The following is a 24,009-nucleotide window of genomic DNA, read 5'->3' on the forward strand; positions in this document are numbered from 1 at the left end:
GTCTTTCAATTTAAAAATCAACATTCAATTTAAATCCTAATGAACCTGTGTAAGGCAAAATATTGTAGTATTCTATTCCTTGTGTCCAGCTGCCCGTGGCGCTGTTTTGCTGGAAAGCCTTCTCCGGATCAAATCCCTTAATTCCCGCTTTTGACCACATAAACAAGTTATTACCAACAACAGCGACAGAAGCGTTTTGTATTTTGAACCTGTTTACAAACGATTTTGGCAAGTGATAGGTAAGTGACACTTCACGAAGTTTGACGTAGGTGGCACTGTACATATTGCGGTTCGGGAAAGGGCGGTTGGCATAACGATAAGCGCTGAACGGATCGAGCCATTTGCTGCCCGGACCTCCCAGATTTTCAGTATAAACCGTTTCTCCGGCGGCATTTTTTGTGGCAAAAACACCCGGGTTCAAGCTCGCATCCTGTACTCTGACTTTTGATTCTGTGCTTCCTTCAGGCCATGCAAATCCATGATAGTCGGCATTCCGTCCACCTACCCAGTTGCCCAGATATTTGTCAGGGTTTGCCTTGATCTGATCCGACAGACTTTGTGACGGATCATAAGCCACGCCTGTCAACGTTTCCTCTCTCTGACCATTATTACCCAGGAACATCATCGTGTTGGAATAGAAAGACCCTCCCTGACGCCAGTCGATATTCGCGAACAAAGTAAAGTTTTTGTACGTCACCGAAGGCTGAATACCCATCAGGATATTGTGGTTGAAATTCCCTATTTTAACAATTTTTTTAATGTCCGTATTCGCCTGATAAAGTCCGCCCGCCGTTACGATCGGATATTTGTAATAAGGTGATTTAGGATCATCAACAGTCAGCATGGGCTGCATGTAAATATCACCGATTTGCCCCCCGGTATAGGTCCGCACCATGGCGCCTCCGCTTTCATTGGTACCAAAATACGATAAGCCATCCGTCAATTCCCGGATGTATGCCCGGTTACGGCTCAGTGTGATGTTCAGATCAAAAGTAAGGTTATCCGTTTTTACCGGTGTGGTCACAATACCGATTTCAAATCCTTTGCTTTGCACCAGACCAGCGTTGATCAGTTTGCTTGTTGCCCCCGATTCCGAAGGTACCGTTATACCCAGAATCTGGTTTTTGTTTTCCCGGTTGTAGTAAGTTGCTTCCAGTCCCAGACGATTTTTCAGGAATTTCACATCAAAACCAATCTCCGTCGAGGTTGCGATTTCAGGTTTAAGATTTGCATTTTTCAACGTACCTGGCATAAACATTCGTTTGGCAATACCCCAGTCCGCCGCCGTTCCGTAAGTCGGGATCAAATTATAGGGAGCTACATCGTTACCCACCTGTGCATAGCCGGCCCTTACTTTCGCAAAACTCATCCAGCTTGGCAGATTTACCATTTCCGAAATCAGCACGCTCAGCGAAGCCGATGGATAAAAATAGGAATTATTTCCTTTCGGAAGTGTACTCGTCCAGTCGTTACGTGCGGTCAGATCCAGATAAACCATATCCTTGAATCCGAAAGAAGCCGATCCGTATGCCCCATACAACAATTTGCGCGACAGCCCGCTGGAATACGTAACGGTACCAGGTGCGCCATTGGCGATGTTATACAAACCCGGCACGACGAGTGAACCCGCGTTGTTTTCCAGCCCACGGCCGTACTGTTCAAGACGGTTACCGCCCGCCATCGCATTAATACTCCAGTTTTCTCCTAAATTTTTCTTGTACGTAATGATCAGATCGAGGTTGGTTTCCTTGGTGTAGGTATTTCTGACATTGTAACCACCATTGACATACTCGAAGTTGTTAAATGCCTTTTTCGATTCGAAAATCTCATTGTATGCATCACGCGCATAACGACCCGTGATCGAAAATTCTTTGCTGATATCATAATCCAGCTGAATTTTACTCACGGTCCTGTCCCGCTTAAAACTGGTCGGGTTTTCATGAATCAGGTAGAACGGGTTATTCTGCTTATCCTTATACCTACGCTGGGCAATCCCCTCCTGACCAGGTAGCCAGTAGTCCCGTAAGTCATTGATATCGATCTGCGCCCCCGTTTCATAAATACTTCTGACAGGGTCATTACGGGATGCATCGATCATCGGCCGGTTGTCTGAACCCGATTCCGTTATATTCAGGTTAAAAGTTGCGCGTAATTTGTTGGTAATATTATAGGTCGTGTTCAGCGCCAGTGTCAACCGTGAAAGATCCATGGTTGGAATGATCCCTTTATTCGTCATATTTCCCACCGACAACCTGAAATTGCCTTTATCATAATTTCCGTTCACCGCAATGTTGTTGGTATTGGTAACGCCTGTCTGGAAAAAATCCTTGAAACGGTCAGGGTGCGAAACCAAGGGGGTTTTCACACCATTGGTGTTCCATTGCGCCCACATTTCACCTTTATCCAGGGCAGCGCCCCAGCTTTCATTTTCCTGCTCTTCCAACACATGAGCACCTGTTTTCCCTGAGCCGAATTTATTTTGCACCTGGATATATTGCATCGGGATATCAAACACCACCGACGAATTCAATGAAACACCAATTCCCTTTTTACCTGCTGCTCCCGACTTCGTCGTGATCAGCACAACACCATTACCCGCCCTCGAACCATACAAGGCAGCCGCACTGGCACCTTTCAGAATGGATACGTTTGCAATGTCATTCGGGTTAATATCAGAAATCGGGTTTCCCATATCCGCGCCTCCAAATCCGTTACTCAACTTATTCGCTACCGGAACACCGTCGATTACAAAAAGCGGCTGGTTATCGCTGTTCAGCGAGCTTGCTCCGCGGATGATCATGCTCACCGAAGAACCAACGCCACCACCCATCTGCGAAATTTGTACGCCCGCCACTTTTCCTGAAAGCGCGTTCAAGACGTTGTTCTGAGGTGTTTGGGTTAAAGCCGTTCCTTCCACGTTGCCTACCGAATAACCCAGCGAACGTTTCTCTCTTTTAATACCAAGCGCCGTCACAACCGCCTCTTTCAGGGTTTCGGTGCTTTCTTCAAGACTTACATTGATCACAGTTTGCTTTCCCACCACAAAATCCTGGCTGGTAAAACCAATGTATGAAAAGATCAGTGTCGCGCTTTCATCCGGTGCATCGATGGAATAATTTCCTGAGGCATCCGTCGTTGTACCCGTCTGCGAGCCTTTCAAAAGTACATTGACACCTGGCATGGCTGAGCCGTCTTTGGAAGAAGTTACTCTCCCTCTGACTTTTTGAATCAGCTTTTCAACTTCGGAAATACCAGAGTTTTCTTTATCCAGAATATCCGTAGAAACCGGCATCGGGGCCAGTACAATCTGCTTTCCGATAATTCTGTATCTGATTTTCAATGGGACCAACAGATTATCCAGCACATCGGCCAGCCTTTCGTTGGTGACATCCAGAGAATATTTTTTTACAGAAGAAACCAGTTTGGGTCGGTAGGTAAATTTCACGTCCGCCTGTTTTTCCAGGCTATTTAAAATCGATATAACATTCTGATTTTCAATCTTAATACTAACTTTTTTATTGAGCAGATCCTGAGTATCTGCCGGACGAGCCACTGAAATAGTAGCAAAAATCACCGCAACGCAGACCTGAGCCAGCGAGACTTTCAAGAGGTGATAGAGGATTTTGGGAAAACGTAGACCTTTTTTCATTTGCTTCGATGGGTTTAAAGACAAGCAATAACAATCCTTTATCCGCTGATGGGAATGGCGTTTTGTAAGAACGTCAAAGGAGACCTTAAATCGGGGAATACTGTAAAGAGCTGGGTTTATTCATATCAAGAGTTTTATGGGCTGGGAACTGTTAATTACACTTTTTACCATCAATCACGATCTGCGCATCAACCACTTTATAACTCGCCTCCAGCGCTTCGCAGATGATATCAAGCCGCTCAAACAATGTTTCATTGCCAAGCGCAGTCGTCAGACGGCAATTCGACAAAAGCGCTTTATCAAATACTATTTCAACGCCATACGCCTTTTCAAGCGCTTCAAAAATATCGGATAAGGGGGCGTTCGTAAATGTCAGATCACGCAATTCCTGCTGCGAAACAACTACTTGCGGCTTTTCAACCAACGACCTGACCAACATTGCATCTGCTTTGGTAAAGGCCACCTGCTGATTGGGAATCAAAATAATCTCCTTATTGTCAGCACCCAAACGCGTTAAGTCTTTGTTTTTAAAAACAGAAACCCGCCCGGTCCTGACCGCAACCGTTACCTGTTTATTCTCTTCAAAAGCATTGATCGTAAAACTCGTCCCCAACACCTTGGTCACCAACTCATTGGCATACACCACAAAAGGTTTTTCAGGATTTTTAGTCACATTAAAAAAAGCGGCCCCTGATAAAAAAACTTCCCGCTGGTTTCCTTCAAATTCCCGGGCATAACTTAAGCGGCTTGCCTTTTCCAGTGTCACCACGCTCCCATCCGGTAAAGTTATCCGCATTGCCTTGGAACTGCTGTTGATAACTTCCTTTAATGGATTTTCTGCCTGCTCAATTAATCTTGTATACGCCTTTGGCTCATTGTCTTTTAACGGGTTATTCCACCAGATCAAACCCAGGATCAGGATAACAGAGGCTGCTGCGACCCATTTGTTCCAGTTCAAAGGAAACACAACACGGCTATGTCCGCTTTTTTCAGCCAAAGCCGGTTCCAGTTTTGACCAGATTTCTTTCGCATCATGCTTATCCACAGCCATCCGGGAAGCCTCCCCAAGGTGAATTACAATCTGACGTGCCTGCGTGACCGTTTCCTGTTTATGCGGATAGTTTTGCAAAAATTCCGACCAAAAAAGATTTCCCTCCGAATCTGAAAACTTCACCCATGTGATGAAATTGTCATCCTTCACAAAATCCTCAACTGAATATCCGGCGTATCTTTCAAACATAGCAATCGCTTTCTGACCCCTAAATCGGAGTGTTATTGTTTTGTACTCATTTTTATTAAAAAAAATTTAAAAAAAATCCTGTTCGCCCAAAATCAGCTGGATTTGGTTTAAAACGCTTGGCGCAACAGCATCTGAAAGTTGATTTTAACCTGCAAAAGAGGTTATCAGCAGAAAAAACCAGCCCGCCATCTCAAATGAAATACGAAGCTGGCTAATGGCCCGATGAAGAAGGTTTCTGACAGACTGGTTATTAAGCTGCATCAGATTTTCAATTTCTTCCAAACTGAAATCACTGTGATACCGCAGCTGAATAACCTCCTGCTGTCTTTTTGAAAGTTTATTGATTGCTTTTTGCAAACGAGCAATTTGCTCAGTTTCAGCCTCATGCGCCATAAGCTCCTGCTCGAAGGAAAAATCCTCTATGATGTTTTCCAGAATTTTTTCGGCAGTTTGCGGCAGGATATCTGACTTTTCAATATTGCGGAGAATACGGTTTCGGAGCGAGCGAAAAAGATAAAACTTGATAGAATCCGTCTCCGAAAGATTCTCGCGATGCAGCCAAAGGTGCAAAAACAGGTCCTGGATACTATCTTTTATCAGTTGCCGATTTGACGTCACCCGATACCCATAACTTAATAAATCTTCAATGTAAAGGTTGTAAATGTCGGCATACGCTTCCCTGTTACCTTCCCTGAAGGCATTCCACAAAAGCATATCTGTACCCGTAGCTTTCACCGCTTTTTGATTGAGATTTACTTATAATTATTATTCAAATAACCATATTCAATGAAGTGACGCCCATTTTTGTCACCCGATGTAAATTAACCTCTAAAAAAGAGGTTATCAGGCGTAAAAGCTGTTATAAAATTGTTAATTATGAAATAGCGATGCGTGATTGTCGGCGCAAAATTTCTTTCGCCTTGATCAGTTGGTTTTTAACCGTGTTGGTAGATATATTCAGGTAGCTGGCAATCTCTTTATAAGATTTCCCCTCCTCGATATTTAACTTCAATATCTGCTTGCGTTTTTCGGAAAGACAATCAACGGCTACCTGAAGAAACTGGATTCGAGCCTCTTTATCGTCATTGTCATCATCGTTCATGATCGTCATGCGGTCCACGTATTGTTTTCTGAGCATCTGATCCTTCTCAAATTTTTTGAACTGGTCAAAAATCTGGTTTCTTAGGCTCACAAACAAATATGCCTGAAAACTATGCTCCGGTTTGATCTGGACACGGCGGTCCCATATCTTGGCAAACACATCCTGGGTAATATTTTCGGCCTCTTCCTCATCTTTGAGCAAAGTGGTGCAAAATTTGAGCGCCGGCGAACGGAAATGCGTGTACAACTGGGAAAATGCAGCTTCGTCTCCCTGGGTTACTCGGTAAAGGATTTGTTCATTAGGAAAGTTCATAGGATTAGGAAGTAAGGATTTATAACAATCATCAGATTTCACTCAGACGTTAACCCATTCAGGTTAAAACGATAATGTATGCTACTGCTTATCAAATGAATAAGATTATCGGGCGGCTGCGTCAGTGCCAGATATCCCTCGGTTCTGCATGTCTCGAATCCATTTCATCATAAAAATGTTTTTTTACGAGATATTCGCAAAAATACTCGTTATACCCAGCTCACTCTGAATCTTCTCAATTTTCGTCAGCAGTTCATCCATTTCCAGTTTTAGCCCGTCGGTAAGCACACCAACTTCTCTTCTGGTATAGGTTGAAATCGGCAAACCCCGTTTCTGCAAACTGTATTTGGCAATGGTCGGATAAGCCGTGTGCACGATATCCATGGAATCAATAAAAAATTCCTGCACTCTTTTTACATCTTCCTGACGATCAGTGTCATCGAAATGCTCACAAATCCAGACAACCAGTTCCGGATAAATATTGCCCTGAATACAGGAAAGCCCCGCCGCTCCGGCACGCAATGACGTCGCCGCATTAACCATATAGGCATCATAAAGTCCAAACTGATACCCTTCTGCAACCCGGATCCGGCGTTTCACTTCTTCAAGATCCAGCGAAGTATCTTTATGGTAAACCACTTTTCCGGTCTCTACCAGTTTTTCGAGAATTGTACTGGGAATCAATCTTTTGTACGGAACCGGGCATTCGTAAAAACCCAGTGGAATATCACCCGTAGCCTGGATAAGTTCCAGTGCATTTTTCAGAAAAACCTCATCAGATTCATCCTCAGTGGCAATAAGGCCGGATATCACGATAACGGCATCTATGCCGGTACCATATATACGTTTTACAAATTCAGCCTGTGTCGCAATAGAGCCTCCGAAGGTTCCGGTAGCAACCACGGGCACCCTTCCGGCTACCTGCTCAACCACCGTTCTGGTTACATCAATGCGCTCCTGCTCGCTCAGTTCATACATTTCGCTGGACAAACAGTTGGCGAAAAGCCCGGCAGAACCTGCGTTTAAATAAAATTCGGTCAATGTTTTCAAGCCCTCATAATCAACTTCTCCGGATTCCAGAAAGGGAGTTAACATGACAGGAATAAATCCTTGCGGCAAAGATGTAGTAATAGCGGTCATACCAGTTTATAGTCAGTAAGAATCAAATAGTCTCAGATATGCGTTCGCCGGCGGTAATATTTACCGGCTATTGTTTTCGATAGTCCTGTCTAAACAGGGCTCGTCTCAATAAAATCAACGTTTCTTCAGGAAGTATGGCTGTCAGCAGCTACTTCTTTCTCAATTTCAATGGTTTTTCCTTTTAGTCGTGTCAGCAATAAACCTCCGAGAAAAATGGTCAATGTCCCCACCACCATCACCATGTTCTGATGAAGCGGGTTCCGTAAGTACGAATACTCCTCGGGTAATTTGGCTGAAAATGTCATCCAGACAATCACCACGATGCCAATCAAAGTTGCCGTCAGTGCCTCGGCATTTTTAGTATTTTTTGAAATAATTCCCAAAAGGAATAAGCCTAGCATACCGCCTGCAAAAATCCCGGACAATAACCACCAGACATCCAGTACACTTTTTACGCCGATCATGGCAATACCCGTCACCATACCTAATAGTCCGAAACCCGTCGTAGCAATGTATAACAGCTTCATGGATTGCTTCGAATTCATGTCGGTCTTAACGTATCGTTGATAAATATCGACCATAAAAACGGTTGCAGAAGCATTCATTCCGGAGCTTATGGTGCTCATGGCAGCCGACATAATGGCCGCGATGATCAATCCCAATAGTCCTACGGGAACTTTCGTAACCATGAAATGCGGCATTATTTTGTCACCGATATCCGCAGGTGTTAAGGTCGATGCGAGTGTACGAATCGCTTCCGGTGTGCCGTTTGGCAAACGTTCAACAGCCACCTGCATTTGAACGGCATTCAGCAGTTCGGGATTACTTTGATAATATGCGAACAAGCTGGAACCGAGGATAAAGAATATCAGCGAAACGGGCAGATACAAATAAACACACAACCAAACCGAACTTGCTGCTTCCTTGATGGAGCTCGTCGTATGATAGCGCTGAACGTAATTCTGATCCATTCCGAAATTATTCAGGTTCATGAAAAACCCGTACAAAAGAACCACCCAAAAGGATGACGTTGTAAAATCCGGTGCATAACTTCCCAGACTGAATTTATCATCAGCTTTTCCAATGTCAATAATTTTGGAAACACCACCGTCCATGCCGGAAACCACCAGATATAAAATAACTAACGCACCGGCCGTTTTGATGACCCCCTGAACAACCTCCGTCCAGATTACCGCTTCGATACCGCCCATGACGGTATAAAGAACGATACAAATCCCTACTACGATCATAATCGTAGCCATCGGATAACCTGTCAACGCTTGCAAACTGAGTGCGATTCCAAAAAATATAGACCCCATTCTGGCCAGCTGTGTCAGCAGAAAACATGCCACGGCATAAGTCCTGGCCCAGGGACCAAAACGATGTTCCAAATGTGTATACGCGGAAACGGCTCCCGTATTTCTGTAAAAAGGAATAAAAAACTTTGTGGCAACCCAGGCCGCCAACGGCATGGACAAACTAAAAACAAAGGAATTCCAGTTACTTCCAAAAGCTTTTCCCGGTACGCCGAGAAATGTGTTACTACTTAAAAATGTAGCATAAATAGATATACCAATTGCCCAGCCGGGAATTTTTCCGGAAGCTTTGGTAAACTGGTCGGCGGTCGTATTTTTTCGTGAAAAATAAATACCAACGGCCACCATCCCTACCAGGTAGGTGATAACAATAATCAGATCGATAACGGGCAAGGATTTCATTCTACTTTTTTAATAAGTATAACTTAATTGCAAATAAACAGGATTAACTTGATGTATTTATGTGGTTTTATATCCTGTTATTGTACGATATTATCATACTATCAAGTTTTCAGCTGTTAATCCTGTCAATTGTCCCTATTTCTCCTTGTCTTTGAACAAATAACCGATCCCAACGGAAGAAATCACGATGAGTGATAACAGCAGAATTTTGGTACCCAACCCCTCATTCGGGTGTTCCAGCAGGTAACGGATTTCCTGGGCCTCTCTTCCGGCCCAAACGGCCAGAACCGTTCTCGGAATCATACCCAGAGTTCCGCCAGCAAGTACCTGCGGCAATTTTGCACCGACAACGTTGAAAAATAAATTGGTAACCGTAAAGGGTAAAACAGGGGACAGTTTGGCGAAAAAGATCAGACGAAACTGATTTGCTCTGAATTTCTTAATCAGTGATTCGATCTGGGGATAAATCTGGACGAGATAGACACGAATGGCTTCTGCCTGAAAAAAATCCGCTAGTATATAAAGGATGCCTATTGCACCAAGATTGAGGATAAACAGATAAGGAACAGCATACCAACCCAGAAAATAGCCGAACACCAGTGCAAGAAAAGTAGGCGGTGTCAGGGCAATAGCAGAAGTAAAAGTGAGCCCGAGCGCTACGAGGATCCAGGTCCCATAGGTCCATTCGCGCAAAATTTCTTCGTGCGCGATCGCGGAAGCGGTGAGCAAAGAAGTAGTTACTAAAGGGACAACAGTGAGTAAAACACTTACAACCAGCGGTAAAGGAAGTTTTTTTACTAATGAATTTGCCAAAAGAGGATATTTTTAGTCATTACAAACATTTCAGATATCAAAATAACCATATCTTTCTGTAAAAGGTTTTTCCGGAGGGTTATCTTTGGCTTTTTTACCACAAAGCCGACTCGCTTCAAAACAAAATAGATGCTATGAAATTCGCTACCAAGGCCATACACGCCGGTGTTGAGCCCGATCCGACGACGGGTGCTATCATGACGCCCATTTATCAGACTTCCACCTATGTTCAGGAAAGTCCGGGCAAACACAAGGGATATGAATATTCCCGCACCCACAATCCGACACGGACCGCTTTGCAAAATGCCCTGGCCGCTTTGGAAAATGGAAAACATGGTATTTGCTACGCTTCCGGCCTGGCCGCAACTGACGCCGTGTTAAAATTATTCCGCCCCGGCGATGAAATTATTGCTACCAACGATATTTACGGCGGCACGTACCGGATCATGAAACGGATTTATGAGCCGTTGGGCCTCGTTTTTCATTTTGTGGACATGAGCGACAGCACAGCCATTGAAAAAGTGATTTCTGAAAAAACAAAAATGATCTGGGTGGAAACACCGACAAACCCTTTGTTGAAAATCATTGATATTGAAGCTGTCACAAATCTTGCCAAAAGCAAGGGAATTTTGAGCGCTGTGGATAACACTTTTGCTTCTCCTTATCTTCAAAACCCGCTGGATCAGGGCGCAGATATTGTGATGCATTCTGTTACTAAATATTTGGGCGGGCATTCAGATACCGTCATGGGCGCTTTGATTGTAAACGACGATGAACTGGCAAAAAAACTGGCATTTATCCAAAATGCCAGTGGCGCCGTACCGGGTCCACAGGATTGTTTTCTCGTTTTACGGGGCATAAAAACTTTACATATCCGGATGCAGCGGCATTGCGAAAATGCAAAAGTTGTTTCGATGTGGCTTGAAGATCATCCGAAGGTTGGAAAAGTTTACTATCCGGGGCTTGCTTCCCATGCAGGTCATCAGCTGGCGTCCCGGCAAATGCGCGGATATGGCGGAATTGTTTCCTTTGAACTAAAAGGCGATAACTACCGCCAAGCCGTGAAAGTAATGGAGAGTCTGGAAGTATTTTCCCTTGGAGAATCATTGGGTGGTGTAGAATCGCTTTGCACGCACCCGGCCAGCATGACACACGCCAGCATTCCTAAAGAAGAAAGGGAAAAAGTCGGGTTAAAAGACACATTGATCCGGCTGAGCGTCGGGATTGAAGATGTGGAAGATTTAATCGCCGATTTACAGCAGGCAATCGGATGAGAATTCGATTCTCTTTTGCATTCCAAAAGCAAAACCATTACTTTTGATCTCTATTTTTTAGCAAAACTTACAAATTCGTTTTTCATGGAATTAACAGGAACTGTCATCGCTTTACTCCCTGAGGTAAATGGTCAGGGTAAAAATGGAACATGGCGGAAGCAGGAATTCATTCTTGAAATCCCTTCTCAATATCCAAAAAAAGTATGCATTTCATTGTGGGGTGATAAAATCGATCAGGCTGGCTTACAGGTGAATGACGCTGTAACGGCATCCATTGACGTAGAAAGCCGCGAATATAACAATCGCTGGTACACTGAAGTAAAAGCATGGAAAGTTGACAAAGCAGGTGCAGGAAACGGCGGCGGCGCTTCTTACAACGCGGGAAGCAGCAACAGCACTTTGCCTCCGGTGACTACTTTTACCGAAGACGAATCCGACGATCTTCCTTTCTAAGATATCACGATAATATAGCGATCCACTGCCCGGCGGTGGATCGTTTTTATTTTACCACTGCTTCTCAGGAGGCCATTGCTATGGTAAAATGATCCAGTACCTCATTCGGATGCACTTCCAAAACATTGGCAAGCACCAGCAGCACCAACGTATTCGAGGCCATTTTTCTGGAAATTCCGGCAGCGGAAGCAAATAATTCCACTGTGACGGCCTTCTTTTCGTCCAGCAGCTGCATCAGCTTTTTTTCCTTATCACCGTACTGAAAACTTATGTCCCGGTTAAACCGGCCGCGACGCATGATTTCCCTCATTTCCTTGCTGGCCTGAATGGATTTGTCCGCCACACGCACATAAGCCTTTCGGATTCCCGAAGGATCCACCACGTAATGCGGCTTATCGGGACTTCGTGGGATCGTCAGGACTAAAACTTCCCGTTCCGTGTCAATGGGAATTTTTTCCAGCCTGTAATCAAGTTTGGGGAAACAATAGGTATTTATCGCTTTGACGAGCGTGTATTCATCTTCATCTGAATCCTTCACGCCTTTTATCGTCCGGTCGTCTCCAACACCGACGAATAATTTTCCACCGCCAGAATTGGCGAAAGCGACTAGTTCCCGGACGATTTTCTCAGGGTGATTAGATTTCAATTTGAATTCCACATGATCACCCTCGCCTCTTTTGACCAACTCTTTAAGCAATCGTAGTTCCATCAATTGGCCTGGATAGATACTTAAACTATGAAAAAAACAATTTCGGATTCTGGCAAATCCTTTTCATCATAACGTTAACAAGATACATTCCTTTTCACGGTATTAAAAATATTAACGGATTTTATCCCGTCAGAAATCCCATTTTTATAATCTTCAAAACAAGACCCGTAACGATTTCCCGGACCTTTTAAAAACAAAAAACGGCACCTGTTGGCGCCGTTCTTTATTAATATTCATCTTCATTAAAGAAGAAGTCATCTTTGGTCGGATAATCCGGCCAAATTTCCTCAATGCTTTCATAAGGCTGACCATCATCTTCCAATTCTTGTAGGTTTTCAACTACTTCTAACGGAGCGCCTGTTCTAATTGCGAAGTCAATCAGCTCGTCTTTGGTAGCTGGCCAAGGAGCATCTTCAAGGTATGATGCAAGTTCGAGAGTCCAGTACATAATTTTTTTCGCCTATTAAATAGTTACTTAATTCTTTCAAGATTGCAAAAGTAAAAAAAATTGCATCTTTTAATAATTTTAAACAAAAAAAATCCAAAATAATTGTTTTTTAAATTATATATTTTTTGTATTGGAAATAATGGTTTGATTATCAAAAGCTTATATCATATTATTACACCGGCATCTCTAACCTTTAAAGACAGCGATCATCCAATACAATTGTAAAATTTGTTCTACTGTAAACCGCGTACTTCCTATCGAAGAATATCGGCTTTAATCCTTTCTTTTGGTATATCACCCCGCCAATAACAAAAAAAAGAAGAAAAAAGGACGCCAGACTTTGTATCCCTGAATCTAGTCCCAACAGCCTTGATCCCATAAAAAAACTTGGAAAAATCATGGCTGTAAACATCCAGGTGGTCAGAAACGGTTCTAGAAATTCGGCCAGTTTCGGACTATCGGAGACACGACGCCTGATTCCTTTGGACATCAGAAACAAAGCCGGTGGCAATAATAGAATACTCATGTTCAGCTCGCTTTTCAGCGAAAGCGTCTGGATAGGCTCCAACACTCTCAATAATTTCGGATAATATTCCATGAGGAGAAACTCTTCCCGAATTTGTGCTAAGGTCAGCAAGTGGCGATAAATTTTTTCCATTGCAGGTTAATTTTCAAGTTGAATGATTAATTTGAACCTATATTAGCCAGCAGGTAAAACATTCTGACTGATTATTCCTTAAACGGTCATTTGTTGTGATGGGGAAAAAAAATATTCGAATACCGAATAAATCGATTTACTCCCGTCTAGCTTTGACTACGAGTTCAAAAATTAAAGTAAATTTAACCTTATATGACAATTGAAGTTTGTGCATATTCACTGGAGTCTTGTATGAATGCCCAGGTGGGTGGTGCAGGGCGCATTGAATTATGCGGAGGCCTGGGCGAAGGAGGTACTACCCCGAGCGCAGGATTTATTGAAATGGTACTGGAACAGATACAAATCCCTGTTTTTGTAATGATCCGTCCGCGCGGCGGCGATTTTGTTTATGATTTTTTTGAAGAAGAGATCATGAAAAGGGATATTGCTGTGGCCAAAAGACTAGGTGCACAGGGTGTTGTATTGGGTATTTTACTGCCAGACGGGCAAGTGGATGTGGCACGTACGAAAGCACTCGTGGATTTCGCATCGCCTATGAAAGTGACTTTTCACCGCGCTTTCGACCTGACACCCGACCCGGTTAAGGCTTTAAAAGCAGTGATTGAAACCGGTGCGGAGAGAATTCTTACCTCGGGACAGAAACCAAGTGCCCCGCTTGGAATAAAAACACTGGAACAACTGGCAAAAGCTGCGGGCAGCTCCATTGAAATTATGGCCGGCGGCGGTGTCAACCACAATAATGCCAAGGAACTGAAAGAAGCCGGTGTGCATGCCCTGCACCTTACCGCCAAATCATTCAGACCGGGCAGACAAAAATATTTCCCCGCCGATGTTTCAATGGCCGGAGAAATTCCAGATGAACGTTCCGTGTTATATAGTGATTTGAATCTTATTGAAGCGATTGTGGAGGCGGTAGCGGATAAATAACAACATACATAGCAGGAATCTCTAACCTAAGTCTCCGCAATATGAAATTTGTCAAAGCTGTTTTATCAGTAATAGTCGCAATAGGTTTAGTATATGCATTGAACAGACCATGGGGAAAGGTTCCCGCTTTAGGTTCATTTTTAAGCCCGTTTACCGGATTTTGGCAAAACGGGGAAAAACTTGCTGCACCGGGAGAAGAAGTAGTATTGAAACTGGACAGTCTGAAAGACGAGGTAACCATCCGTTTTGACGATACCGGTGTACCACACATTTTTGCCAAAAACGACTTCGACCTTTTCTATGTGCAAGGGTATATCACCGCAAAAGACAGGTTATGGCAAATGGATATACAAACCAGAGCCGCCTCCGGCAGACTTTCAGAGGTACTGGGCCCTGCAACCTTTGAGCTGGACCAGAAAAGCCGGAGACTTGGGATGGCCTACGGTGCGGAGGTCAATGTAAAAATTGCATTGAGTGACCCTAAATCGAGAGAAGCATTGCTCGGTTATTCGGCTGGTGTTAATGCTTATATCAGTCAGCTTTCTCCCAAAGATTATCCGGTGGAGTTCAAATTGCTGGGTTATAAACCTGAACCTTGGAAACCCATCAATACGATGTACATGCTGGAACAAATGACGCTTACCCTTGCGGGCAGGTCAAACAATCTGAACATGTCCAATATTCTCAAAAAATACGGAAGCGAGGTTGTAAAAGATTTGTTTCCTGATTATCCCATGCTTCAGGAAAGTCCGATTATTCCTGTCGGCACACCATGGAATTTTACCCCCGTTTCCATCCCTGAAAATAAACCCGGCGATGTTAAGGACACCGTTTTAACCAATGAATATCCGAAAGAAGAACCAAAACCGGAAGGAATAGGGAGCAATAACTGGGCTGTCGGGCCGGGTAAATCCAAAACGGGCTACCCTATTCTTGCCAATGATCCACACCTGGAATTAACACTCCCGTCTATCTGGTATCAGGTACAGCTGCATTCGCCGGATATGAACGTTTATGGTGTTTCTTTGCCGGGCATCCCCAGCGTTATCATCGGTTTTAACCAAAATATTGCCTGGGGTGTGACAAATGTCGATGCTGACGTTTTTGATCAGTATAAAATTACCTTTAAAGACACCACACAAAATAGCTACTGGTACGATAACCAATGGAAACCGACCCGTAAACGCGAAGAAATTATTTACATAAAAGGACAGCGCGAGCCATTCCGCGAAAACGTTATTTATACACACCACGGCCCGGTAACAGCCTATACCGATGACAGCAACGGCACGTTAAACCTGGCTACCAAATGGATTGGCCATGAGCCAGGTAACAGCTTCCTAACATTTTATGATTTAAACAAAGCAAAGAATTACGAAGATTATCGTAACGCTTTGGCTAAGTACGTCGGACCGGCCCAAAACTTTGTTTTTGCTGATAACGGGAAAAATATCGCCATCACGGTGAATGGCAAATTACCTTTAAAACGGAAAGAGCAGGGTAAGTTTTTACTCGATGGGACTAATCCCGACGACGATTGGAAAGGCTGGATTCCGGCCGAGCAAAATCCGTTTGTTAAAAACCCTCCGAGGGGATTTGTCAGTTCCGCCAATCAATCGTCGACAGACCCTACGTATCCTTATTATATCAACTGGATGTTTGCACCTTCTGAACGAGGAATCCGGATTAACGAGCGTTTGGAAAAAATGACGTCGGCCAATGCCGATAGTCTGCGCGCGTTGCAAAATGATAATTTCAATGTGCTTGCCCGGACCATACTTCCGAAGCTCCTTGCCATACTCCAGACAACCCCGTTAAACGCTACTTACAAAGCGGCGCAGCAAGTTTTAACCGATTGGAATTACCAGAATTCTCCCGGCGCCATTGCTGCTTCGATTTTCGAAGAATGGATGCCGGCATTGAAAAGTGCTGTCTGGGATGATGAATTTGACTCGCCCAAGGCTCCTATGGCCTACCCTTCCAGAGACCGTTTATTGTATATGATATTGAAGCAACCCGATGAAAAGTGGTTTGACAATGTCAAAACACCGAAAAAAGAAACCTTATCCGATGTAACGGTCGCTAGTTTTAAAACTGCCGTGGATACTTTGATTGCAAGACATGGCGCGATGAGTCCTTCGTGGCAGTGGTCGGAAGTGAAAAATACCGAGATCCGGCATTTAAGCCGTAGTTTGAAAGCATTTAACGCACCGCACCTGCAAGTGGGCGGCGGCTCAAGTATTGTCAATGCCATCACAAAAAAGAATGGCCCGTCCTGGCGCATGGTGGTGGAACTTGGCCCGACACCCAAGGCTTACGGGATCTATCCCGGTGGACAGTCCGGAAATCCGGGGAGCCCCTATTATCTTAACTTATTAGAGAAATGGGAGAAAGGTGAATTAAATGAGCTTATTTATCTGTCATCTCCCGATCAGCAAAACCAGCATCTTACTTCGCGGATAACCCTAAAAAAGAAATAAGCTATGAACTTCGTCATTATTTTCATCGTCACAGCCATACTGCAGTTTTTTACACCCTGGTGGACCGTTGCTTTAATTCCTTTTATGATCGCAGCCTGGCGGCCGACAACTTCATTTCAATCCTTTTTCACCGGTTTTCTGGCCATTGCTTTGTTATGGTTTTTGTACGGATTATACCTTCATATCAATTCGCTGGGCTCTATGTCCAATAAGATTGCAGAAATTTTTTCTCTGCCCAATGGTATTTTGTTGCTGATCGTAACAACCATTTTGGGTGGGTTGGTTGGCGGATTAGCCGGATTGTCCGGGTATTTTGTCAGAAAAACCGTTGCATAAATCCCGATACTCTGAAAATTTTGTGGTAAAGCCATCTCATATCGGGTTTGATTCATTTAAAGTAGCGTAAAAAACTGCGTAATTGTAGGGCTTGAAACACAAATCATTATATTTGCGGCTCTTTCTAAAAAAACAAAACCTTAAAAAACGTGAATAACAATACTTCGTTAATTTGGAACATCGTGCTTAGCATAGCCGTAGCGGTGTTATTTTTCTTACATTTCTCAGGAAATAAATCAGAAGCAGTGTCAGGAGACGGAGGAGTGGTAGCTGGCCGCCGCACTGTTTATGTACAAGTCGATTCTCTTTTGACGAATTACGATTATTTTAAGGATGCTAAAAAAGCGCTTGAAAACAAACATTTCCAATTGGAAAATGAATTGAATACAAAAGGACGCTCTTTGCAAAATGAAGTTGCTTTTTTCCAGCAAAAAGCACAAACGATGACACCAGACCAGGCTCGTTCAACAGAAGCTCAGCTGATGAAAAAACAGCAGGATCTTGTTGCCTACCGTGATCAGGCGATGGCAGGTCTTCAGCAGGAAGAAGCTGGCAAAAATGAAGAATTGTACAAGCAGATCAGAGCATACATTGAGAAATATAATAAAGACAACAAGTACGAGTTTGTATTGGGTTATTCTTTGGGCGGCGGAATTTTGTTCGCTGACAAATCGCTTGATGTAACGCAGAAGATCATCGAAGGTTTGAATAAAACTTATAAAGAAACAGATGCCGGTAAAGCTGCGGCGGATACTACTGCTAAGAAGTAAATTCTGATTATTCAGATTCGAAAAAGGCGGCTGATCAAATCAGCCGCCTTTTTCGTTTTCCGCTTTCCGTTTTCCGTGGATTGAAATCCACGGTTACAAGATCGGTCGTACCGATGGCACTTTGGCTTTTGAGAATTTGCCTTAAACGGAAAGAGACGGCTTAAATGGATAAGCCGTCTCTTTTCATATTTCTTTAATCCTTATTATATTCTTAATCCGGTTGGATTAAATTGCTTTTAAAGCGCTTTCGAAGAAACTTTTGCGCCTAAATATTCACGGTTCATACGTGCGATATTCTCGAAACTGATTTCTTTTGGACATTCAGCCGAACATGCGTGGGTATTGGTACAGTTACCAAAACCTTCTGCGTCCATCTGAGCAACCATTTTCTCAGCACGAATGCTGCGCTCTGCCTGACCTTGCGGCAACAAAGCAAGCTGCGATATTTTGGCAGATACGAACAACATCGCAGAAGCATTTTTACATGCCGCTACACAAGCTCCGCAACCGATACAGGCAGCAGCGCTAAATGCGTCATCCGCATCTTCTTTTGCAATAGGTAAATTGTTTGCATCCTGCGCATTTCCTGTGTTTACAGACACGAAACCACCTGCTGATATGATACGGTCAAAACCATCACGGTCTACAACAAGATCCTTGATAACCGGAAATGCTCCGGCTCTCCATGGCTCCACGGTAATTGTATCACCATCCTGGAAAGAACGCATGTGCAACTGGCAGGTTGTTACGCCTTTCAAAGGTCCGTGTGGCTGTCCGTTTATAAACATAGAACACATCCCGCAAATCCCTTCACGACAATCGTGATCGAAAGCGACCGGTTCCTTATTCTCTTCAATTAATTGTTCGTTAAGAATATCGAACATTTCAAGGAAAGACATATCCGGAGAAACGCCATCCAGATTATAATTCTCAAATCCTCCTTGTGTATTTGTATTGCTTTGTCTCCACACTTTAAGCGTAAGACGCATATTGCCTGCACTCATTTGTCTAAACTGTTAATGATTAACTATTAACGAAATTTATTTTAGTTATAAACTCAATGAAGGACCTTAGCTAACAGCTAAATGCCAATAGCTAACGGCTATTTATAACTTCTCTGAGCGATTTTGATATTATCGTAAATAAGCTCTTCCTTGTGAAGTTCCCATTTCTCGGTGTCGATACTCTCCCAGGCTGATACAAACATATAGTTTTCATCATCACGAAGCGCTTCACCTTCTTCTGTCTGGTATTCTTCACGGAAGTGGCCACCGCAGGATTCGTTACGGGTTAATGCATCGATACACATCAATTCACCCAACTCGATAAAGTCTGCAACGCGGTTTGCTTTGTCAAGTTCCGGGTTAAAATCACCGATTTTACCCATTACTTTTACATCCTTCCAGAATTCTTCACGTAAAGCGCGGATTTCAACAATCGCTTCTTTCAATCCTTTCTCATTACGTCCCATTCCACATTTGTCCCACATGATTTTACCCAGGCGGCGGTGGAATAATTCAGGAGAAGTATTTCCCTGAATCGAAATTAACTTTTCAATTCTGTCTTTTACTTCTTTTTCCGTTTTTACGAATGCTTCGTGATCGGTTGAAATATGTCCGGTTCTGATCTCACCAGCAAGGTAAGCTCCAACCGTGATTGGAATCACAAAATAACCGTCTGCCAAACCTTGCATCAACGCAGAAGCTCCCAAACGGTTGGCACCGTGATCTGAGAAATTCGCTTCTCCCAAAGAATACAAACCAGGAACGGTTGTCATCAGGTTATAATCAACCCAAAGTCCACCCATGGTGTAGTGAACCGCCGGATAAATACGCATAGGCACTTCATAAGGATCTTCTCCCGTGATCTGCTTATACATATCGAAAAGGTTACCATACTTTTCTTTCACTACGGCTTTACCCCATTCCAGAATCTGGCTTTCAGAGGCATTGGTAATGTTATTTTTATTCGCTTCTCCCTGTCCGTAACGGTGGAAAGCAGCAGAGAAATCAAGGAATACCGCCAATTTGGAAGTACCCACACCGTATCCTGCATCACATCTTTCTTTCGCAGCACGGGAAGCGATATCACGGGGAACCAGGTTACCGAAAGCAGGGTAACGACGTTCCAGGTAATAATCTCTTTCGTCTTCCGGAATAGCATTTCCGGCACGTGTATCATTTTGTTTTTTCGGAACCCAGATACGACCATCATTACGAAGTGATTCCGACATCAAAGTCAGCTTCGACTGATGCTCACCCCATACCGGAATACAGGTCGGGTGAATCTGCGTAAAACACGGGTTTGCGAAGAATGCACCACGTTTGTGTGCTTTCCAGGCAGCCGTCACGTTACTACCCATCGCGTTGGTCGACAGATAAAATACGTTTCCGTAACCACCCGTACAAAGTAAAACCGCGTGTGCAGAATGTCTTTCCAGTTCACCGGTGATCAGGTTTCTGGCGATAATTCCACGGCACTTTCCGTCGATTTTCACAACGTCCAGCATTTCGTGACGGTTGTACATGGTGATCGTTCCCATCCCAACCTGGCGCTGCAAACCTGAATAAGCACCTAACAAAAGCTGCTGACCGGTTTGTCCCGCCGCGTAAAAAGTACGCTGAACCTGCACCCCACCGAAAGAACGGTTGGAAAGAAGTCCGCCGTATTCACGTGCAAAAGGGACGCCCTGCGCAACGCACTGGTCAATAATATTTCCTGAAACTTCCGACAAACGGTGCACATTGGCCTCACGTGAGCGATAATCTCCTCCTTTAATCGTATCGTAAAAAAGACGATGAACCGAGTCGCCGTCATTCTGATAATTCTTTGCAGCGTTGATCCCTCCCTGTGCAGCAATCGAGTGCGCACGGCGGGGTGAATCCTGGAAACAAAATGCTTTTACTTTATATCCCATTTCCGCAAGCGTAGCAGCAGCAGAGGCTCCGGCCAAACCGGTTCCTACCACAATCACTTCGATATTACGCTTGTTGGCAGGGTTTACCAGGGGTACTGACGATTTGTATTTTTCCCACTTATCTTCCAGCGAGCCTTGAGGTATTTTGGCATCCAGACGAGATGAAGTTGCCATATATTTTGAAATGTTAATTAACCTGAAAAATTAGATTCAAATATTTAATCAAGAACATTCAACTTTTGCATCAGCATAAATTTACGCCGACAGTCAAATGCCTGGGGTTTAATAAACCCATCCAAAGAATATAGAAATAGGCATCAGTGCAAAAAGAACCGGGATCACGATGGAGAAAGCAACACCTACGAAATGAATCGCACCATTGTATTTCACGTGATATAAGCCCAATGATTTGAATGCACTCTCAAACCCGTGCAATAAATGCCAGAAAAGTGAAAAGCAGCCTGCCACATAGATCAATACGACCCATATATTCTGGAAAATATCGAGCATCATCTGGTAGAGGTTCAATTCTTCGCCGGTAGCAAATTGATTGGTACGGTTTGGAATCCAGAAATGTGAGGTGTGGATCACCAGGAATATCAAAATCAGAGTCCCCAAAAGTCCCATGCTACGGGAATACCATTTGCTGTTTGCGCTGGCATTACTCACCGCATACTTTACAGGTCTTGCATCGTTGTTGGCTTTGGTAAGCCAAAGACCGTCAGCAATATGGAGCAGGAAACCTAATACCAAACCAATTTCAAGCGTGCGGATAATGGGATTGGTCCCCATGAAATGTCCCCAGTGAGAAAAAGTTTCGCCCCCATCATTGTAAAAAATCATTGCATTAATGGTGGCATGTATTACCAGGAAACTGATCAGAAATAGACCGGTAAGCGACATGATCAACTTCTTACCGATGGAACTTGTTAACGCTTGTGTAAACCAAGACATAGCAAACTCGAATAGTTTTAGTACAAAAAAATAAGGTATATTTAGAACCTTTCAAAGGTATGGCACAAACGTTAGCAACACAATAAAACAGGATCATTTTTGTTTAGTGCTTTACAATTTATAATCATTATTAAATACCCTTTGTATGAATTATTAACGGTTGAAATTCATCCGACTAACTAAAGGGTAAAATTTAATCCGGAAATTTGCCGCAATCAAAGCCGATATTACGAATAGACAAATACATTTTAATTCAGATTTTTCGTTGATATTTCAGCGATACCGACATTATGAATTTTTATTTTTAATATAAAAATGTTTGTTTTAACAGATGTCACGGCAGTTATTTAATATTGCATCCATTCCATGCTCCGACTTGATATGTTTGCCTCTATCCTGAATAAATTATTTAGTATGCGCCATAATCTACGATTTCAGTTTTTACTGTTAATTCTCATCAGTTTTGCCTTCGGAAACAAGGCCTTTGCCACCCACTCCCGGGCGGGTGAAATAACCGCAAAACGGGTACCGGGCAACCCTTTGGCTTACGACATCACCTATACAGGCTACTTTGATGTGAGTCCTGCGGGTATCGGCGCGGCCGACAGCCAGACGTTTGTGTTTATGTATTTTTATGCAGGAACGACGGACGGGCAGAACGCCGTCCCCAGACAAGTGGACCGGATCACGTCGCTGACACGAAACATTGGTAATAACACAACGCAGAATATTTACACAACACGCTATATTTTCCCCTCGTCGGGAAACTGGAACATATCCGTTAAGATCGATAACCGCAATGCCAACATTTTAAATCTAGGCCCCGGATCAACCGACAGGTTAAATTTCTACGTACATACAACCATTGTCATCAATTCATTTGTAGGTTTAAATCAGACACCCGTTCTCTTAAACGCTCCGATTGATATCGCAGCGGTTGGCCAGCGGTTTATCCACAATCCCGGTGCTTTCGATGCAGACGGGGACAGTATTGCTTACCGCCTTTATACACCACAGCAAACTTCCAGAGGGGCTTTGGGTGAAAATATTCCTGGTTACAAACATCCCAATCTGGCCTTCCCGCCCGGCTCAACCGAAACCGGCCAAAGCCCGGCCACTTTCAGTATCAACCCCATTACCGGTGACCTGATTTGGGATGCTCCCAATACCAAAGGGCTCTACAACGTCGCCTTCGTCGTCGAAGAATGGCGGCAGGGGATCAAAATCGGAGAGATCGTCAGGGATATGCAGATCATTGTAGAAGATGCCAGAAACGACAGGCCCAAGCTTGACCTGCTGCCCGATCTATGCGTCGAGGCCGGGACACTCATCAACCAGACCGTAAAAGCCACCGATAAAAACGGGGATAAACTCACGCTCACCACCAGCAGCGGCGTCTACCAGGCCACCGCCCTGATATCGCCCGCCTATGCCACTTTCAGTGTGCCCCAGCAGGGCGCTCAGGGAACGCTCAACGGACTATTCTCCTGGCAGACCGGATGCAGCCACATCCGCGAAGAACCCTATGAAGTACTCTTTAAAGTCGAGGACGGACCCATTCCAGGCGCCCCCAACCCCGCTCTCTTCCGAAAACTCGTGGATATCACCACCCTGCACATCCGCGTCTACGGCCCGCAGCCGCTCAACATCAGGGCAGTGCCCGTCACCGATGCCGCAGGAAAAGCGTTCAGGGTCAGCTGGGACGCCTATAAATGTCAGGTCCCGGGGGCCAAAATAGCCATTTACAGAAGAGAAGGGTGCAGGGCCATCCCAATCGATGTATGTGCCCCGGGGATGCCTGCCGGGTCCGGTTATGAAAAAATTGCAAGCGTCGGCGTAGGGGAATTATTTTATGTCGATAACAACAACAATACAGGCCTGAAAAGCGGTATTTCATACAGTTACCGGATCGTCGTGGAATTCCCAAGACCGGGCTCCAACATCTCCGAACCCGGATATCTGGCCGGTGGCGGTGAAAGTCTGCCTTCCGAGCAGGTTTGTATTGAAGTACCTTTGCAGATGCCCGTGATCACCAACGTTACCGTCGATGCAACCAGCGAAACAAAAGGGGAAATTACCGTAAAATGGATCAAACCGGCACTTCCGGAA

At 44.1% G+C, this 24,009-nt stretch carries 19 protein-coding genes and 1 pseudogene; 7 read left to right on the forward strand and 13 right to left on the reverse strand.

Translation table 11 applies throughout. The features are described 5' to 3' along the window. Positions 1 to 10: 10 nt before the first annotated feature. The 7 genes from RB622_RS25345 to RB622_RS25375 all read right to left on the reverse strand — a co-directional run bounded on the left by RB622_RS25345 (position 11) and on the right by RB622_RS25375 (position 9,974). Complete coding sequence (locus tag RB622_RS25345) at positions 11 to 3,649, reverse strand: SusC/RagA family TonB-linked outer membrane protein (RefSeq protein WP_308049555.1); 3,639 nt, start codon at positions 3,647 to 3,649, stop codon at positions 11 to 13. Between the two features lie 151 nt (positions 3,650 to 3,800). Further along, positions 3,801 to 4,889, reverse strand: coding sequence for a FecR domain-containing protein (locus tag RB622_RS25350; protein ID WP_308049556.1), 1,089 nt, complete (start codon positions 4,887 to 4,889; stop codon positions 3,801 to 3,803). 144 nt (positions 4,890 to 5,033) lie between these two features. Further along, a complete protein-coding gene (locus tag RB622_RS25355; protein ID WP_308049557.1) occupies positions 5,034 to 5,624 on the reverse strand; it encodes a sigma-70 family RNA polymerase sigma factor in 591 nt (196 codons plus the stop codon). A 139-nt stretch (positions 5,625 to 5,763) separates the two neighbouring features. Beyond that, complete coding sequence (locus tag RB622_RS25360; protein ID WP_308049558.1) at positions 5,764 to 6,303, reverse strand: sigma-70 family RNA polymerase sigma factor; 540 nt, start codon at positions 6,301 to 6,303, stop codon at positions 5,764 to 5,766. Between the two features lie 183 nt (positions 6,304 to 6,486). Beyond that, positions 6,487 to 7,443 (reverse strand): dihydrodipicolinate synthase family protein, encoded by a 957-nt coding sequence (locus tag RB622_RS25365; RefSeq protein WP_308049559.1) that lies wholly within the window; start codon positions 7,441 to 7,443, stop codon positions 6,487 to 6,489. A 125-nt stretch (positions 7,444 to 7,568) separates the two neighbouring features. Next, positions 7,569 to 9,161: a sodium:solute symporter gene (locus RB622_RS25370; protein ID WP_308049560.1), complete on the reverse strand. Its 1,593-nt coding sequence runs from the start codon at positions 9,159 to 9,161 to the stop codon at positions 7,569 to 7,571. Positions 9,162 to 9,296: 135 nt separating this feature from the next. Then, positions 9,297 to 9,974: a VTT domain-containing protein gene (locus RB622_RS25375; protein ID WP_308049561.1), complete on the reverse strand. Its 678-nt coding sequence runs from the start codon at positions 9,972 to 9,974 to the stop codon at positions 9,297 to 9,299. Positions 9,975 to 10,099: 125 nt separating this feature from the next. On the opposite strand from RB622_RS25375, the gene RB622_RS25380 reads away from it, so the two are divergent. Further along, the gene (locus RB622_RS25380) at positions 10,100 to 11,248 is read left to right on the forward strand and encodes a cystathionine gamma-synthase (RefSeq protein WP_308049575.1); all 1,149 of its coding nucleotides are present in this window, start codon (positions 10,100 to 10,102) and stop codon (positions 11,246 to 11,248) included. An 84-nt stretch (positions 11,249 to 11,332) separates the two neighbouring features. Further along, positions 11,333 to 11,701, forward strand: a complete 369-nt coding sequence (locus RB622_RS25385) for a DUF3127 domain-containing protein (protein ID WP_308049562.1) — start codon at positions 11,333 to 11,335, stop codon at positions 11,699 to 11,701. A 64-nt stretch (positions 11,702 to 11,765) separates the two neighbouring features. On the opposite strand, the gene RB622_RS25390 is transcribed toward RB622_RS25385, so the two are convergent. From RB622_RS25390 to RB622_RS25400, 3 genes are all read right to left on the reverse strand, one after another. Beyond that, the gene (locus RB622_RS25390; RefSeq protein WP_308049563.1) at positions 11,766 to 12,410 is read right to left on the reverse strand and encodes an ATP-binding protein; all 645 of its coding nucleotides are present in this window, start codon (positions 12,408 to 12,410) and stop codon (positions 11,766 to 11,768) included. 226 nt (positions 12,411 to 12,636) lie between these two features. Further along, positions 12,637 to 12,858 (reverse strand): DUF2795 domain-containing protein, encoded by a 222-nt coding sequence (locus RB622_RS25395; protein WP_013927448.1) that lies wholly within the window; start codon positions 12,856 to 12,858, stop codon positions 12,637 to 12,639. A gap of 193 nt (positions 12,859 to 13,051) precedes the next feature. Beyond that, complete coding sequence (locus RB622_RS25400) at positions 13,052 to 13,516, reverse strand: hypothetical protein (RefSeq protein ID WP_308049567.1); 465 nt, start codon at positions 13,514 to 13,516, stop codon at positions 13,052 to 13,054. Positions 13,517 to 13,708: 192 nt separating this feature from the next. Here RB622_RS25400 and RB622_RS25405 point away from each other — a divergent pair, with 192 nt between their 5' ends. The 4 genes from RB622_RS25405 (at position 13,709) to RB622_RS25420 (ending at position 18,029) form a co-directional block, all read left to right on the forward strand. Then, entirely contained in the window at positions 13,709 to 14,443 is a 735-nt protein-coding gene (locus RB622_RS25405) for a copper homeostasis protein CutC (protein WP_308049568.1), read from the forward strand. 41 nt (positions 14,444 to 14,484) lie between these two features. Further along, positions 14,485 to 16,923 carry a penicillin acylase family protein gene (locus RB622_RS25410; protein WP_308049570.1) on the forward strand — a complete coding sequence of 813 codons (2,439 nt, stop codon included), beginning with the start codon at positions 14,485 to 14,487 and terminating at the stop codon, positions 16,921 to 16,923. Positions 16,924 to 16,926: 3 nt separating this feature from the next. After that, positions 16,927 to 17,259 carry a hypothetical protein gene (locus RB622_RS25415; RefSeq protein WP_308049571.1) on the forward strand — a complete coding sequence of 111 codons (333 nt, stop codon included), beginning with the start codon at positions 16,927 to 16,929 and terminating at the stop codon, positions 17,257 to 17,259. Between the two features lie 149 nt (positions 17,260 to 17,408). Continuing rightward, a complete protein-coding gene (locus RB622_RS25420; protein WP_308049572.1) occupies positions 17,409 to 18,029 on the forward strand; it encodes an OmpH family outer membrane protein in 621 nt (206 codons plus the stop codon). Positions 18,030 to 18,265: 236 nt separating this feature from the next. On the opposite strand, the gene RB622_RS25425 is transcribed toward RB622_RS25420, so the two are convergent. The 3 genes from RB622_RS25425 to RB622_RS25435 all read right to left on the reverse strand — a co-directional run bounded on the left by RB622_RS25425 (position 18,266) and on the right by RB622_RS25435 (position 21,900). Further along, positions 18,266 to 19,018 (reverse strand): succinate dehydrogenase/fumarate reductase iron-sulfur subunit, encoded by a 753-nt coding sequence (locus tag RB622_RS25425; RefSeq protein ID WP_308049576.1) that lies wholly within the window; start codon positions 19,016 to 19,018, stop codon positions 18,266 to 18,268. A 113-nt stretch (positions 19,019 to 19,131) separates the two neighbouring features. Continuing rightward, positions 19,132 to 21,120, reverse strand: a complete 1,989-nt coding sequence (locus tag RB622_RS25430; protein WP_308049573.1) for a fumarate reductase/succinate dehydrogenase flavoprotein subunit — start codon at positions 21,118 to 21,120, stop codon at positions 19,132 to 19,134. Positions 21,121 to 21,228: 108 nt separating this feature from the next. Next, positions 21,229 to 21,900: a succinate dehydrogenase cytochrome b subunit gene (locus tag RB622_RS25435; protein WP_308049574.1), complete on the reverse strand. Its 672-nt coding sequence runs from the start codon at positions 21,898 to 21,900 to the stop codon at positions 21,229 to 21,231. A 414-nt stretch (positions 21,901 to 22,314) separates the two neighbouring features. On the opposite strand from RB622_RS25435, the pseudogene RB622_RS25440 reads away from it, so the two are divergent. Further along, positions 22,315 to 24,009, forward strand: a pseudogene (locus RB622_RS25440) (gliding motility-associated C-terminal domain-containing protein); the annotation flags it as partial.

The organism is Dyadobacter sp. LHD-138 (assembly GCF_030929615.1).
In the GTDB taxonomy this organism is placed as follows: domain Bacteria; phylum Bacteroidota; class Bacteroidia; order Cytophagales; family Spirosomataceae; genus Dyadobacter.